The sequence below is a fragment of the Pseudoxanthomonas sp. LjRoot206 genome, from assembly GCF_056175725.1.
In genome coordinates this window covers 48232-62025 of the sequence record NZ_JBGFFI010000002.1, presented here as the reverse complement: position 1 = coordinate 62025, position 13794 = coordinate 48232, and the positions used below count along the sequence as shown (strand labels likewise).

Sequence of the window (13794 nt, the reverse complement as noted above, 5' to 3'; positions counted from 1 at the left end):
GCCAAAAGCAGCTATTGACTGGAAGCTGACATCGAACGCTTTGGTCCGACCGCGCTTGCAATATACCAATCCGAAAACGTGCCTCAGGTGAGAAAGCACCTCGGACCCGAGTGATGTTCGAATACTGCTTTAGATGTCTAGCTTTTGTTCGGAGCTGGTCGCGTATCAGCTGACCAGCGAAGCGAGTCCAGGAACAACGAAACCATGCGCTGCGCGTATTCCAGTCTCGTGTCGTGGGCGGCCAGACAAAGGCTCGAAACGGCATCCATGAACTCGTCGGGATCCACGTCGCTTCTAACTTTGCCAGTCTGGACGGCCGCAGAGAACAAACTTCGAAACGCCGGGCGCAGCAGGCTGTCGCGTCGCTCTGGTAGAGAAGCAAACGCCGGATCGGAAATAACTTTGGCCAGTCCACGCTTACTGCAGGCGAGTACCGTGAACTCCAGCGTCCAAGCCGCCAACGCTTCGAAAGGCGGGAGCTTTGCGGCCAAATCGGGCGCCTTGGATGCGCACGCTTCCAGTTCGCTGGCGAAGACCGCGGCCAGCAGATCCTCGCGTCGCGGGAAGTGGCGGTAGAGCGTGGCTACGCCGACGTCGGCACGGGCCGCGATGTCCCGGATCGGCGCGTCCGTACCCTTCTCTTCGAAGACAACCTGCGCCGCCGCCAAGAGCTTTTCCAGATTGCGCTGGGCGTCTGCTCGAGCCTGCCGGGGCGGGGACTTTGCTTTCCCCTCTGAACGCTTGGTCACGGATTCCACCTACCCTCTTGCAAAACGGAACATGTTCCGTTTATTATAACTCCTGCTCGCGCATGCATCCAAACCGACCGGACCCGTCAGGCCCATGCCCTGATGGTTAGCCCCGTTCGGCCCGGATTTCCCTTCAACGCTGGAGAGAAACCTTGAAATCGCTCGTCGCTACCGCGCTGATCCTGGCCACTGCCCCCGTCGCGCCGAGTCTGGCGCAGTCCGGCACCCCGTCTGCCACATATTCGACCCCATCCGCCCTTACCTCCCAAGGAACTCATGCCATGAACGAAGCCACTGTCAAACCCGATCGCGCTCCGCTCCCCGCCGCGACTCCGATCCTGTCCTTCAGCCCGGTCACTCTCAACATGCCCGGTCGTACCGACCCGAACCTGCAGATGCGGGTGGTCATGCCCGCCACGGGCACCAATCTACCGGTCATCCTGCTGTCGCATGGCCACGGTGGTTCGAACTTCATCGCCTCCATGCGCGGCTACGGCCCGCTTGCGGACTTCTACGCCGCGCATGGTTTCGTCGTGATCCTGCCCACGCATCAGAATTCCCGGACCCTAGGCCTGGATCCCAACGGGCCGGAGGGCGTGCTGCACTGGCGCTCCCGTCCGCAGGACATGCGTTTCATCCTCGACCACCTCGATGAAATCGAGAAGGCGGTCCCCGGCCTTGAGGGGCGTATCGATCACAACCGCGTCGGCTTTGTGGGCCATTCCCTTGGCGGGCACACGGGCGCGATCCTGGCCGGCGCCCGGGTCACCGATCCGGTGAAGGGCGACGTTGTCGACCTGAAGGAATCACGCATCAAGGCTTTTGTACTGTTCTCGCCCACCGGCGATGGCAAGGATGCCGCAGAGTTCGCGAAGACCAACTATCCGGCGCTGACAAACACCGACTTCAGTACTCTGACCGCACCGTCGCTGGTGTTGACCGGCGACCAGGACTTCAACGAGCGGTTCTCCGATCGCAAGACATGGCGTGGCGACGCGTTCCGGTTCAGCCCCAAGGACAATGGCGCCATGCTGGTCACCTTCAACAACTGCGCCCACATCTTCGGCGGCATTTCCGGCTACGACGCCAAGGAGGCCAATGACGAAAATCCCCAACTGGTCTCGGATGCGCAGTGGGTGACATGGTCCTACGTGATGTCGCAGCTGTATCCGGAGAACAAGGCGTGGTCGATGGTCGCAGCCGAGCTGGAGCGTCCGGACAACAGCATTGGCACGCTCGAGACCAAGTAGTTTCCCGAGCACGACGTGCGGCGAAGGGGTCGATCTCCAGGCCCCTGCGCCGCGACAAGATGTGTTTTGAGACGTCGAGGTACTGGATTGAGTCTGGGCGCGCCATCCGGCCAGGCCGTTCGCATCGAGCGCAGTCGACTTAAGAGTCGAGACTGGAGTTCCGCTTCCGGCCAGAAGCTGACGTCGTCCCTAGCCTGACCAGCAAGAGATGTCCCGCAAGCCACTACTGGAGCCGACTTATCGGGTGAAGGACATCGCTGTTCTCTAGATTCGCGTGCGGCTTTCTATGTCGCGTTCGCCATGCCGATAATTAGATGGCGGTAGGCTGGCGTGGGCGCCGCGCAACGAATGTCGAGTTGGCTTACGGCGACTCGAGCGGTGTGTCGCTGTTGCTGTAACGCACCGAACGGAACACCTGTCCAGTCGCCTTGCAATCGCCCGGCTCCCAAGCACGCTCGGGCGCCAAGCCGTAGTTGGATTGGCAGCTCCAGCCGGCATCTGTCATGAAGCACATGCGCACGTCCACATGGGCGGTGCAACTGTTGACGATGCGTCCAATCAATCCGCTGCTGCTGGGGCACACGTGTGTCTTCGTGACCGGTTGGCCAACGCACGTGTCGGCGCGATCTTGGGTCGATGCGCTGCCTACACCAGCCGCCCTGACACTGGAAGTATCCGGCGCGGCGTTGAGCGCCGCAGCAGCGGCACGGCGGTCAGCATATTCCGCCGCGATCGCCTCCTGACGCTCCGTAGCGGCGCGCGCGTTCGCAAGCTCGCGCGCGTACTGGTCCGATCCGGCCGCACTGCCTTGACGTTCGGACGCGGCCTGACGTGCCGCCTGGTCGAGAGTGGCGTCTAGACGCGCGCGCGATTGGGCTTCGCTTTCAACCGCAGCTGCGGTTGCCTGCACGAGGCTGTTGTACGCTGCCGAGGCCAAGCGCTGCTGCTGCTCGGCGCGGTCCCGTTCCTCCTCGCGACGCTCCTCGGCCTGGCGTTGCTGCTCAGCCGCTGCGTACGCCCGCACGTTGTCGACCGCGTCTTGGGTTGCGGGGGAGAACCAAGCGGTCCCCACGTAGTCGAGATCGCCGATGGCCCGTCTGATGCCAAAGCTGCGCTTGCCTCCATTCTGATGGTACGTCAGGCCTCCGGTCGTGTTGTTGGGATGGAACACGAGCACCACGTAACCGCCCCGGATGTCGTAACCGATGACCAAGTCGCCCGGTTCGCGCGGGTCGGCATAGTAGCCATCCAAAGGATCGGTGGCAGGTGCACCGGGAGTGCCAGCAATATAGGCCAGGCTGTTCGCAGTGGCGGCGCCATGCCAGTTCTCCAGCAGTTCGAACCGCCCCGGCGTGGCGGTCGGGCGAATCAACATGCGGCCGGTGCGTGCACCGCCGAGGGTGCCATGGTGCAGCGCCAAGGACGCGCCGTCGCGGTAGACATCGAGCGTGTACGTGGCGCCCCACGGATTGGTGCCGACGAACGACCGGCCGATGCGTGCATCCAGCCAACCGAAGCTCGTGTTCGTGGGGGTTTGTGCAGGCGCAGCGACGACAGGCGCTGCGGGCCCTTCGTTGGCGGGCGCAGTGCGGGTGACAGGCTTAGTGGTCGCGACGATCACATCCTCAGCAGGGGCCAGCGACCCTACCTGTGGTGAATAGGTCCAGGTCCTGTTCACCTTGGCGACTTGGTTGTCGCTACCCAGCTTGACCGACTCGGCCACCAGCCGTCCGTCGACCAGCGACATGCGGTAGGGCAGCTTGATGATGCCGCGGCGTATCCACAAGATGGAACCGTCCGCGCCGATACTTCCATCGTAAACGTGCGAGCGGCTGTGTTCCTGCACTAGCGTGCCGGGCACCGCGCCGGGACGGATCGTCGCCGATTGTTGGGTGATACCGGTTTCAACGAGCGTGTCGTTTGGCCCCCACGCCCACGTCATGCTGCCGTTCTCGCCTTGCCACGTCCTGCCGGCAAGCTGTGCGTATACGCCCCAGTGGTTTGCGTCGCGCGGCGCAACGCTGGGCCCGTCCGTGGGGGCCGCAGCGCGGACGTTGCCGGCCGCGCACACGAGCAGCACGAACAACAACTGTCGGAGATGATGAAGCATGGCTTGGTCTCCCCCTTGAGTAAGGATGCATTCTAATCAACAGCAGGCCACCTGGATGACAAGCTGTCGACACGCGATTCATGCATGCGACGTAAAAACTCTATGCCTTCTGGACGACAGGCTCGAGGTGGCATTCCGCCTTCTCCAGCCGCTCAGCCAGGCCCAGCCGCGTAGGACCCTAGCCACCGGGCATCCGATCAGGCTTGCTGGTACGACGAACGCGCCTGCGGTCAGGACTCTCGCTGATCCACCCATCCCCCTTGACCACCACAGTCAGGTAAGCCAAGGGATGGCGTCTGGATCGGCCTACTCCCGGTGCTTGCCCAGCTCTCAATTATTGACCGTAGCCAGAGCGGCCAAATTTTCTTCGACGGAAGCCTATCCATCACTCGAATCTGACCCGAAGCGATGTCCGCTTCGGGTCGGAAGCGGACATTACGCAAACCGTAAATTGAGTCGACGCGCGAAGCAGGCTTGGTCTGAATGGCGGACGTTAGACTGGCCTGCTCTGGAGCATGCGGTGGAGCAGCTCTTGAAGAAGCCGCTGATCCGACACGCCGAGTTGGCCGATCACCGGCGCCAAGGCCTTTTGCCCTTGCGCACGCAGTCGCTTGATCAGTTTGGCGCCCTCGGCGGTGATCAGCACATCGGTGGCGCGACCATCGGCTTCATTGGGCGCACGCGCCACCAGGCCACGTTTTTCCGCCCGGGCAATCAGCCCGGACATCGTGTGCTTCTCTAGGCCCAGGTATTCGGCCAGCTCATTCATGCGTGGGCGTCGGTCGGCCAGGATGCCCAGCACCCGAACCAGGGAGAGCGAGAGATCGTGTTCGGCGCCGATCTTGTTGATGACGGCCATGGTGACAAAGGCGCTAGTCACCAATGCATCGGCCAACCCTTCTTCGGGAGCGGAGGGCTGTTTCAAGCTGCGGGTCGGGCTCATGAGCACAGCTTGACATAGTTCGTATAGCGAACCAATATTAGGTCGTATTACGAACTATGGCGCCAGCGGTGCCGAAGGAACTTGTTTGAAAGCGGCCCTCATCACCTCGTATGACGCCCCACCCGAGTACTGCGATGTCGCCGATCCTCCTGCCGTGGAGTCCGGTCAGATGCTCGTGGACGTGCTGGCGGCCGGTTTGCATCACATCACCCGCGGTCGCGCCTCGGGCCAGCACTACTCCATCAACGGCACCTTGCCCGTCATTGCCGGCGTCGATGGCGTCGGTCGCGGCACCGATGGCCGGTTGCGCTACTTCGTCCAGGAGCCCGGCTTGCCCGGCTCGATGGCCCAGCGCACGGTCATCGCACTGGATCACAGCATCGAGCTCCCCCATGGCGTCGACCCGGTCCTGTTGGCCGGCGCCATGAACCCAGCGATGGCCTCCTGGCTGGCGTTACGTTGCCGAGTGCCGGGATTTGGCCGGCGTTTGCCGTTTCAACAGCGCAAGCGGGTGCTGGTGCTGGGCGCCACTGGCAGCTCGGGACGCTTGGCCGTCCAGATCGCCCGACATTTGGGCGCCGGCGAGGTCATCGCCGCCGGCCGCGATCCGGGCCGGTTGGCGCAATTGCCGGCGCTAGGGGCGACCGACACCGTGACCATGGGCGATCCCCGGTTAGGCGTACTGGCGAGTGAGGTGGATGTGGTCCTGGATTTTGTGTGGGGCCAAAGCGCGGTGATCTCCATGGAAGCGGTGCTTCGGCATCGCCAGCGACGCGATCGGCCGCTGGATTGGGTCCATCTGGGGTCTATGGCCGGCGAGAGCGCACCGCTTCCCGGGGCTTTTCTGCGCTCGACCAAACTCCAGATCCTGGGCTGCGGGCACGGCGCCCTGTCAGGTCGCCAGATGCTGATCGAACTGCCCGCGCTGGCCGAAGCGCTGGGCCGCGGCGCTTTCCAAACGCAGGTACGGACGCTGCCGCTGAGCGAGGTGACGCGGGCGTGGCAGGCGCCGGATGACGGGGCTCGCCTGGTCTTCACGCCATGGCGGGTGTGATGGCCGCCCATGGCCATGACCGAGCTGGATTGCCAACGCTCCCTTACATCGTTAGAGTGATCGAACTAACAGTGTTAGGGCGTCTATGCGCAGCCCCCTGAAACAAGAGCACATCATCGAGGCGGCTTTCCGGTTACTTGATGAGACCGGCATCGAAGGCGTGAGCCTGCGCAAGCTGGCCTGCAGCTTGGGCATCCGGGCGCCCTCGTTGTATTGGCACTTCAAGAGCAAGCAGGCGCTGATCGATGCAATGGCCGACGCGATGATCACCGAGGTCGCGCGCGACATTCCCGCCGGTCAGCACTGGCGCAGCACGATGCATCAGATCGCCAATGAATTTCGGACCGCGTTCAAGGCCCACCGCGATGGGGCCCGCGTGTATGCCGGCACCTTCCTGGCCACCGAGAATGTGCTGCGTGTGGGCAATGCCACCATCTCTGCCCTGGTCGAGGCAGGTGCCGATGTCGAGTTCGCCGCGACCACGGCTCTGGACTCGATCTACTACGTGATGGGCTTTGTCATCGAAGAACAATCCCTGCCCGAACAGCCTGGCGTGATCGAAGGCGTGCAACAAGCCTTCTTCGCACTGGCCAAGGCGCGCTTTCCGCGGTGTTGGGAAGCACGCGAGGTTCTGGCCGAACCCAAGTTTGATGAGCGCTTCACCAACGGCATTGAGCTGATTCTTGATGGCGTTGAGCAACAGATTTTAAAGAGAACTTAATGCGTCCTGAGAAGAATCAGGCCGCACCGATGGTCCCGCTGTTAATTCACAGCCATGCGTAAGCCCTCGGGCGCAGCGCAGTAGCAAGCAGCATCACCCCCCCCCCACATCCTGGCTTCCCTATGCGCGCACCGATCCTGCGTTGGTCATTCCTGCTCGTTTCATTGCCCCTGCTCGCTGCCTGTGGCGACAAAGAAGACGAGGCGGCCGCCGAGCCGTCCTCGGCCTTGACCGTTGCCCTGACCCCCGTGCAGACCTATGCCTTGGCACGCAGCGTGACCGTGTCCGGGCCGGTCTCGCCCTACGAGGAAATGCAGCTGGGTGTTGAGCTCAGCGGTCAGCGCGTCACCGCCCTGAATGTGGATGTGGGCCAGCAGGTCAAGAAGGGGCAGGTTCTACTCGAACTCGACCATCGCACGCTGGACAGTTCGCTAGCGCAAGCTGAAGCCGCGACCCAAGAGGCCAGCGCTGCTCTGGTATTGGCGCAAGCTCAACATGCACGCGGATCGAAGCTGGCGGCCGAGCAGCTGATCAGCGCGGCGGACCTAGATCAGCTGCGCGCAACCTCTACCCAAGCACAAGCGCAATTGACCACCGCGCGAGCCTCGCGCGATGCCGCCAAATTGCAGCGCGACTTCGCCCAGTTGCGAGCACCGGCCGATGGCGTGATCTCCAAACGCCTGGTCCAGCCAGGCCAGGTGGTCGCTGCGGGCACCGAGCTACTACGCCTGATTCGAGATGGGCGTTTGGAATGGCGCGCCGAACTGCCGGAAAACCAATTGGCACAGGTGACTGTGGGCAAGGAGATCGTACTGTCCTATGCCGGCCAGCAGATCACCGGCCGCGTGCGCGCGGTTACCCCCGGCATCGATGCGCAAACCCGCACCGGCACGGTTTATGCCGACCTGCCCTCCCCTGGGCCGCTCAAGCCCGGCACGTTTGTCGAAGGCCGGATCCTGACCGGTGAGGGCCAGGCCTTCATGGTGCCCAGCGCAGCCGTGGTCCAGCGCGACGGCCACAGCTATGTGTTCGTCACCCCCGACAAGCAAACCGTACAACGCCGACGTGTCCGTACCGGTCAGACAACGCAGGGACGCATCGAAATCGTGGACGGCCTCAAAGCCGGTGAGCAGGTGGTCTCCGAAGGAGCCGGCTTCCTGGGCGATGGCGATCGTGTGCGCGTGGTGGCCGGCAAGAAGGCCAGCACCCCATGAATATCTCCGCCTGGGCCATTCGCCGACCGCTGCCGGCACTGATGGTGTTCTTCGTGCTATGCGTGGCGGGCTTGTGGGGCTTTTATCAGCTGCCGGTGGCGCGTTTTCCGGACATCGCCTTCCCGATGACCACGGTGACGGTCACCCAGCCGGGCGCCTCGCCCAGCCAGCTGGAGACCGAGGTCACCCGCAAGGTCGAGGACTCGGTGGCCACCATCACCAACGTCAAGCGGGTGATGTCTACCGTCAGCGAGGGCATCAGCACCACCAGCATCGAGTTCGAACTGGAAACCGATCTGGCCACGGCGCTGGATGACACGCGCGATGCGGTCACCCGGATCCGTACCGACCTGCCGCAAGACATCCAGGAGCCGGTGATCTCCAAGGTCGATATCGGCGGCTCGCTGATGACCTATGCGTTGGTCGCTCCGCAGATGACGGAGGATGAGGCAAGCTGGTTCGTCGACCGGGAAATCTCCCGCGCGATGTATGGCGTGCATGGCGTGGCCCGGGTCACGCGCATTGGCGGTGTCCAGCGCCAGGTGCGGGTGGATCTGGATCCCAATGCCCTGCTCGCCTTCGGCGTCACCGCCGGCGATGTCTCCCAGCAACTGGCGCAGATCCAGGTCGAGCGTGCCGGCGGCAAGGCCGAGCTCGATGGTGCCCTGCAGACCATTCGCACCTTGGGCACCGTAGCCAACGCCCAGGCCTTGCGCGACTACTCCATCAGCCTGCCCGATGGCCGTTCGGTCCGGCTCTCGGCCTTGGCCACCGTCACTGACGCCGCGGCCGATCCCACCGAGGCCGCGCTGCTGGATGGCAAGGATGTGGTGGCCTTCTCCATGTCGCGCACGCGCGGCTCCAGTGAGGTCAAGGTCGAAGAAGGTGTTCACCAAGCCCTGGATGAGCTCAAGAAGGCCCACCCCGGCGTGGACTTCCGCCTGGTCACCACAGCGATCGATGAGACCCACCGCTCCTACGATTCGTCGATGACGATGTTGTACGAGGGCGCCTTGCTGGCGCTGCTCGTGGTCTGGGCGTTCCTGCGCGATTGGCGCGCGACCTGGGTGTCAGCCTTGGCCCTGCCGCTGTCCATCATCCCGACATTCGCGGTGATGTACGCGTTCGGTTTCACCCTCAACATGATCACCTTGCTCGCCCTATCGGTGGTGGTCGGCGTGCTGGTCGATGATGCGATCGTGGAAATCGAGAACATCGTCCGCCACCTGCGGATGGGCAAATCACCCCAAGAGGCGGCCACGGAGGCGGCCGGCGAGATCGGCAATGCTGTCATTGCGACCTCGCTCACCCTGGCAGCGGTGTTCGTGCCGGTGGCCTTCATGCCGGGCATCGCCGGCAAGTTCTTCCGCGAATTCGGCTGGACGGCGGCCACCGCGGTGCTGTTCTCCTTGCTGGTGGCGCGTCTGCTCACGCCGATGATGGCGGCCTATTTGCTCAAGCCCCACGGCGAGGAGAAACCCGACTCCAAGCTCATGACGTGGTATCTGGGCTGGGTCGATGCCGCCTTGCGCCACCGTGCGCGCACGCTCTGGATCGCCACAGGCTTGTTCGTCGCCTCGCTGGCGCTGATCCCCCTGATCCCGGCCACCTTCATTCCCCAGTCCGATCTGGGCCGCAGCAACTTGAATCTGGAACTGCCACCGGGAACCCGCCTCGAAGAAACAGTTGCGGTGTCCGAACGTGCACGTGCTCTATTGAAGGACATACCTGAGCTCAAGCAGGTCTACACCGCCGCGGGCAGCGTGCTGGACCTGGGCGATCCCTCCACCGTCGGCGTGGCCGATCCGCGCAAGGCCACGCTGGTGCTGGACTGGGGCCTCGCCGATGACCGGGACCGTGACCAGCGCGAGTTGGAGCGCGATGCGCGGGCTCGGCTGGCCGACATGCCCGGCGTGCGTGTGAGCTATGTCAGCTCCGAGCCGGGCAACTTGCTGCAGCTGGTGCTCTCGGGCGATGACCCGCAGCGCCTGCAGGAAGCCTCGCTGGCCTTGGAGCGCGATCTGCGCGGCCTGTCCGGGCTGGGCAGCGTGACCTCCTCGGCCTCGCTGCTGCGCCCTGAAATCCAGATCGTGCCCAACGCGGCACGTGCGGCCGACATGGGCGTGTCCACCGCGGCGATCGCCGAGGCCGCACGCATCGCCACGGCCGGCGACTACGAGCAGCGCCTGGCCAAGCTCAACCTCCCTGATCGACAGATCCCGATTCGGGTGGGCTTCTCTGAAGCCACCTTGGCCAATCCTGCCCTGATCGGGCAGCTGCTCGTACCGGGCCGTTATGGACCGGTTCCGCTCGCGGCAGTGGCCGATATACAGATGGGCAGCGGTCCCTCGCAGCTTTCGCGCTACCAGCGCCAGCGCAACGTGACTCTGACCGCCGAACTCAATGGCCGCCCGCTAGGCGAGGTAATGGAGCAGGTGCAGCAGCTGCCCAGCGTCACCCGGTTGCCGCCGGGCGTGAGCTTCCTTAACACAGGCGATGCCGAGGTTTTTGTCGAGTTGTTCGTGGGTTTCCTGTTGGCCATGGCCGCCGGCATCGTGTGCATCTACATGGTGCTGCTGTTGCTGTTCAACCACGCCTTGATGCCCCTGACGATCCTGATTGCCGTGCCGCTGTGTGCCGGCGGCGCATTTGGTGCACTGCTGTTGACCCAGAACATGCTCTCGCTACCGGCGCTGATCGGCTTGCTGATGCTGATCGGCATCGCGACCAAGAACTCCATTCTGCTGGTCGACTACGCGGTGATCGCCGAAGACGAGCACGGACTGAGCCAGCATGACGCGCTGATCGACGCCTGCCGCAAGCGTGCCCAACCCATCATCATGACCACGCTCGCGATGGGCGCGGGCATGATGCCGATCGCACTGGGCTTTGCCGGCGACTCCAGCTTCCGAGCCCCGATGGCCATTGCGGTGATCGGTGGCCTGGTTACCTCGACGCTCCTGAGCCTGATCGTCATCCCGGCAGCCTTCACCCTGATTGATGACATGGGCGAATGGCTTTCTCGGCAACTACGGGGTCGCTCTTCTCATAGAAGTATGTCAGCCCATAACTAACCCTGTGTCAGGCATAACCAGGCCAGTCGGCTTCGAGTTCACTTCAAGCCATCTGGCCATCGTTGCCTTAGACCAACGCAACTGAGCTGCATCGGCTCGACTGATTCTCCCGCGCCGATGGCATCCTCTCTGGTTCGCGCGCTTCCCATCAAGATTCACTCGCGCCTGCCAATCCGGAATCCAGAGCTATTTGCTTTCCACACTTGGAGTCCATCGGTCGAGGAATATGAACAGGCTGACCAATCAGTAAAAAGGAAGGGGCCCGGCGGCCCCTTCGCTGAACTTACCTCTGTGGAGGCTCATCCACGACTCCAGCGGGTGGCAACGCTGCCTTGGGTGCGACCCACAATCGGAATGTGAACCATGCTAGGGCGACCGCGCCGACGCTGAAGATCACGTCGCCAGGCACGCGCATCCAGACCAGCATCTCCACGATCGGCTTTTGCATGAACTCGGCAGACCGTGCGTACGCGTAGCCGTGCTCGATAGCCGCCAGCAGCTGCATGGTGCCCAACGGAAGCAACGTCAGAAGCGCCATCAGGGCCAGACCAATGTTGAGGCACCAGAAGGCGGTCTTGAGGGCGCCCGTGTTCCAAAGCATCTGGCCGCGTAGCCCCCGCAAGCAGAACAGCACCAATGCGATGCCCAACATGCCGTAGACACCGAACAGCGCCGTGTGACCGTGGAGCGGTGTGAGGTTCAGACCCTGCATGTAGTAGAGCGATAGCGGCGGGTTGATGAGGAACCCAAAGAGACCCGCTCCTACGAGATTCCAGAACGACACCGCGATGAAGAACAGGATGGGCCAACGGTAACGTGCCATCCACGGGGTGGCGTGCCCCATCCGATACGTGTGGTAAGCCTCAAAGCCCAGGTAGGCCAACGGAACCACTTCGAGCGCACTGAAGCTCGCACCGAGGGCGACGACTGCGGTCGGGGTACCCACGAAGTAGAGGTGATGCAGGGTGCCTAATACGCCGCCGGACATGAAGATGATGGTGGCGAACATGACAGCCGTGGTGGCCGACTTGGGCCCGACCAATCCGAGCTTCACGAAGATCAGCGCCATCACCGCCGCGGCGAAGACTTCGAAGAAGCCTTCCACCCACAGGTGGACCAGCCACCAGCGCCAATACTCCACCTCGGAGATATGGGTGTGCTCGTTCCACATCAGGGCCGAGGCGAAGAACAGACCGATGCAAACGGTTGACAGGAAAAGCAGACCCACCACGGTGCGCGTTTCAGTACGCGGCCCTCGCAGGACCGGCCAAAGGGCGCGTCCGACCAGAACCAACCACAACAGCAGGCCGATGAAGAGATACCACTGCCAGAAGCGCCCCATGTCGGCGTATTCCCAGCCTTGGTGTCCGAACCAGAAGTTGTGCTCCAGCCCAAGTTTCTGCATCACCGCGAGCCACTGCCCGGTGAACGACCCCACGACAATGATCAGCAGCGAGATGAAGAGGAAGTTGACCCCCAATCGTTGGAACCGCGGCTCGTGGCCAGACATGGCAGGGGCGATGTAGAGCCCGGTTGCCAGCCAAGCCACCGCGATCCAGAGAACGGCCAGCTGGGTGTGCCATGTTCGGGTGATCGAATACGGCAGGATGTCTGACAGCGCGTAGCCGTAGGCCACCTGCCCTTCCACCTGGTAATGCGCCGTGATGGCGCCCAAGAGGATCTGAAGAAGGAACAGCGCCAGCACCACCCAGAAGTATTTCGCTGTGGCCCGCATGGACGGAGTGATCCGAAGCGTGGCCAATGGATCGACCGCGGGCAATGCAGGCTCATCTTCGTCCCGCGTTCGGGCGTGATGCCATCCCAGCAGTGCAATACCGGCAATGAGGAACAGCACGCTGAAGGCCGACCACACCCACAACGACGGTGGCGGGCGATTACCAATGAGCGGCTCGCTAGGCCAGTTGTTGGTATAGGTCACCCGCTGGGGCGTCACCCCGGCCTGGTCAGGCGCGAGGGTCTCCCCTGACGGACCGGGTTGCTCCGTTCCAGCGCCCCAGGCCGTCCACCAGAAGAAGCCGGTCAACGCGCGCCGATGGGCTTCATCGGGCACGGTGTTGTTCTTCATCGCGTAGGCTTCGCGAAGCTCTGCCGTCTCGGGCGCGTTGCCGAACAAGCTCACGAAATGGTCCGCGACCTTTCCCATCGCCTCGGCCCGAACAGCAGGCACGGTGATGGTTCTTGTCTGCGGGTCGAACGTGTTGGGGCGCATCAACGCTTCGAGACGCGCGCGCAGCATGCCTTGCTGTTCGGCGGGCAATTCCCTATAAGTGGGCGCTCCTTCGGCCGCCGCCCATGCGTCGAGGATGGTCATCGCCTCGCGATGCAGCCAATCCGCGCTCCAATCGGGCGCAACGTAGCCTCCATGGCCCCATATGGAGCCCAACTGCATCCCACCCATGGATTGCCAGACTTGGCGGCCGCGCTCGATGTCGGCGCGGGTGTAGAGCACACGGCCATCTTCTGCCACCACGCGCTCGGGCATCGGTGGTGCACTGCGGAATATCTCAGTCCCAGCCCACAACAACACCGCAAATGAGACAACAAGTAGGGTTCCCAACCCCAACCAAAGCTTCTTCGTGGCGTCCACGTTTCACTCCTTCGTTGCTGAGGGCCGTTCGGTATGGTGTCCAGCTCAAGTCAATACGTTGTGAAGTTATC

General features: G+C 63.1%; 9 protein-coding genes. 5 read left to right on the top strand and 4 right to left on the bottom strand.

The window, feature by feature from the left end:
* Window positions 1–137: 137 nt before the first annotated feature.
* Window positions 138–749, bottom strand: a complete 612-nt coding sequence (locus AC04MD_RS04980) for a TetR/AcrR family transcriptional regulator (RefSeq protein WP_475496215.1) — start codon at window positions 747–749, stop codon at window positions 138–140.
* Window positions 750–1030: 281 nt separating this feature from the next.
* Between AC04MD_RS04980 and AC04MD_RS04975 the strand changes: the two genes are divergently transcribed.
* A complete protein-coding gene (locus AC04MD_RS04975) occupies window positions 1031–1999 on the top strand; it encodes an alpha/beta hydrolase family protein (protein WP_475496214.1) in 969 nt (322 codons plus the stop codon).
* 361 nt (window positions 2000–2360) lie between these two features.
* Here AC04MD_RS04975 and AC04MD_RS04970 read toward each other — a convergent pair whose 3' ends face one another.
* Window positions 2361–4109 (bottom strand): hypothetical protein, encoded by a 1749-nt coding sequence (locus AC04MD_RS04970; RefSeq protein WP_475496213.1) that lies wholly within the window; start codon window positions 4107–4109, stop codon window positions 2361–2363.
* A gap of 493 nt (window positions 4110–4602) precedes the next feature.
* Entirely contained in the window at window positions 4603–5052 is a 450-nt protein-coding gene (locus tag AC04MD_RS04965) for a MarR family winged helix-turn-helix transcriptional regulator (RefSeq protein WP_447939885.1), read from the bottom strand.
* An 85-nt stretch (window positions 5053–5137) separates the two neighbouring features.
* On the opposite strand from AC04MD_RS04965, the gene AC04MD_RS04960 reads away from it, so the two are divergent.
* The 4 genes from AC04MD_RS04960 (at window position 5138) to AC04MD_RS04945 (ending at window position 11115) form a co-directional block, all read left to right on the top strand.
* Complete coding sequence (locus AC04MD_RS04960) at window positions 5138–6106, top strand: hypothetical protein (protein ID WP_447939886.1); 969 nt, start codon at window positions 5138–5140, stop codon at window positions 6104–6106.
* 85 nt (window positions 6107–6191) lie between these two features.
* Entirely contained in the window at window positions 6192–6827 is a 636-nt protein-coding gene (locus AC04MD_RS04955) for a TetR/AcrR family transcriptional regulator C-terminal domain-containing protein (RefSeq protein WP_447939887.1), read from the top strand.
* Window positions 6828–6949: 122 nt separating this feature from the next.
* A complete protein-coding gene (locus AC04MD_RS04950) occupies window positions 6950–8041 on the top strand; it encodes an efflux RND transporter periplasmic adaptor subunit (protein WP_447939888.1) in 1092 nt (363 codons plus the stop codon).
* Window positions 8038–11115, top strand: a complete 3078-nt coding sequence (locus AC04MD_RS04945; RefSeq protein WP_475496212.1) for an efflux RND transporter permease subunit — start codon at window positions 8038–8040, stop codon at window positions 11113–11115. The genes AC04MD_RS04950 and AC04MD_RS04945 overlap by 4 nt, the downstream gene beginning before the upstream one ends.
* 283 nt (window positions 11116–11398) lie before the next feature.
* On the opposite strand, the gene AC04MD_RS04940 is transcribed toward AC04MD_RS04945, so the two are convergent.
* Window positions 11399–13723 (bottom strand): nitric-oxide reductase large subunit, encoded by a 2325-nt coding sequence (locus tag AC04MD_RS04940; protein WP_447939890.1) that lies wholly within the window; start codon window positions 13721–13723, stop codon window positions 11399–11401.
* Between the last annotated feature and the right edge of the window lie 71 nt (window positions 13724–13794).

What these genes read in the sequence shown, in the direction of transcription:
- AC04MD_RS04975 (WP_475496214.1), top strand. Translation starts at nt 1,031, where the DNA reads ATGAACGAAGCCACTGTCAAACCCGATCGCGCTCCGCTCCCCGCCGCG.
- AC04MD_RS04970 (WP_475496213.1), bottom strand. Translation starts at nt 4,109, where the DNA reads ATGCTTCATCATCTCCGACAGTTGTTGTTCGTGCTGCTCGTGTGCGCG.
- AC04MD_RS04965 (WP_447939885.1), bottom strand. Translation starts at nt 5,052, where the DNA reads ATGAGCCCGACCCGCAGCTTGAAACAGCCCTCCGCTCCCGAAGAAGGG.
- AC04MD_RS04955 (WP_447939887.1), top strand. Translation starts at nt 6,192, where the DNA reads ATGCGCAGCCCCCTGAAACAAGAGCACATCATCGAGGCGGCTTTCCGG.
- AC04MD_RS04950 (WP_447939888.1), top strand. Translation starts at nt 6,950, where the DNA reads ATGCGCGCACCGATCCTGCGTTGGTCATTCCTGCTCGTTTCATTGCCC.
- AC04MD_RS04945 (WP_475496212.1), top strand. Translation starts at nt 8,038, where the DNA reads ATGAATATCTCCGCCTGGGCCATTCGCCGACCGCTGCCGGCACTGATG.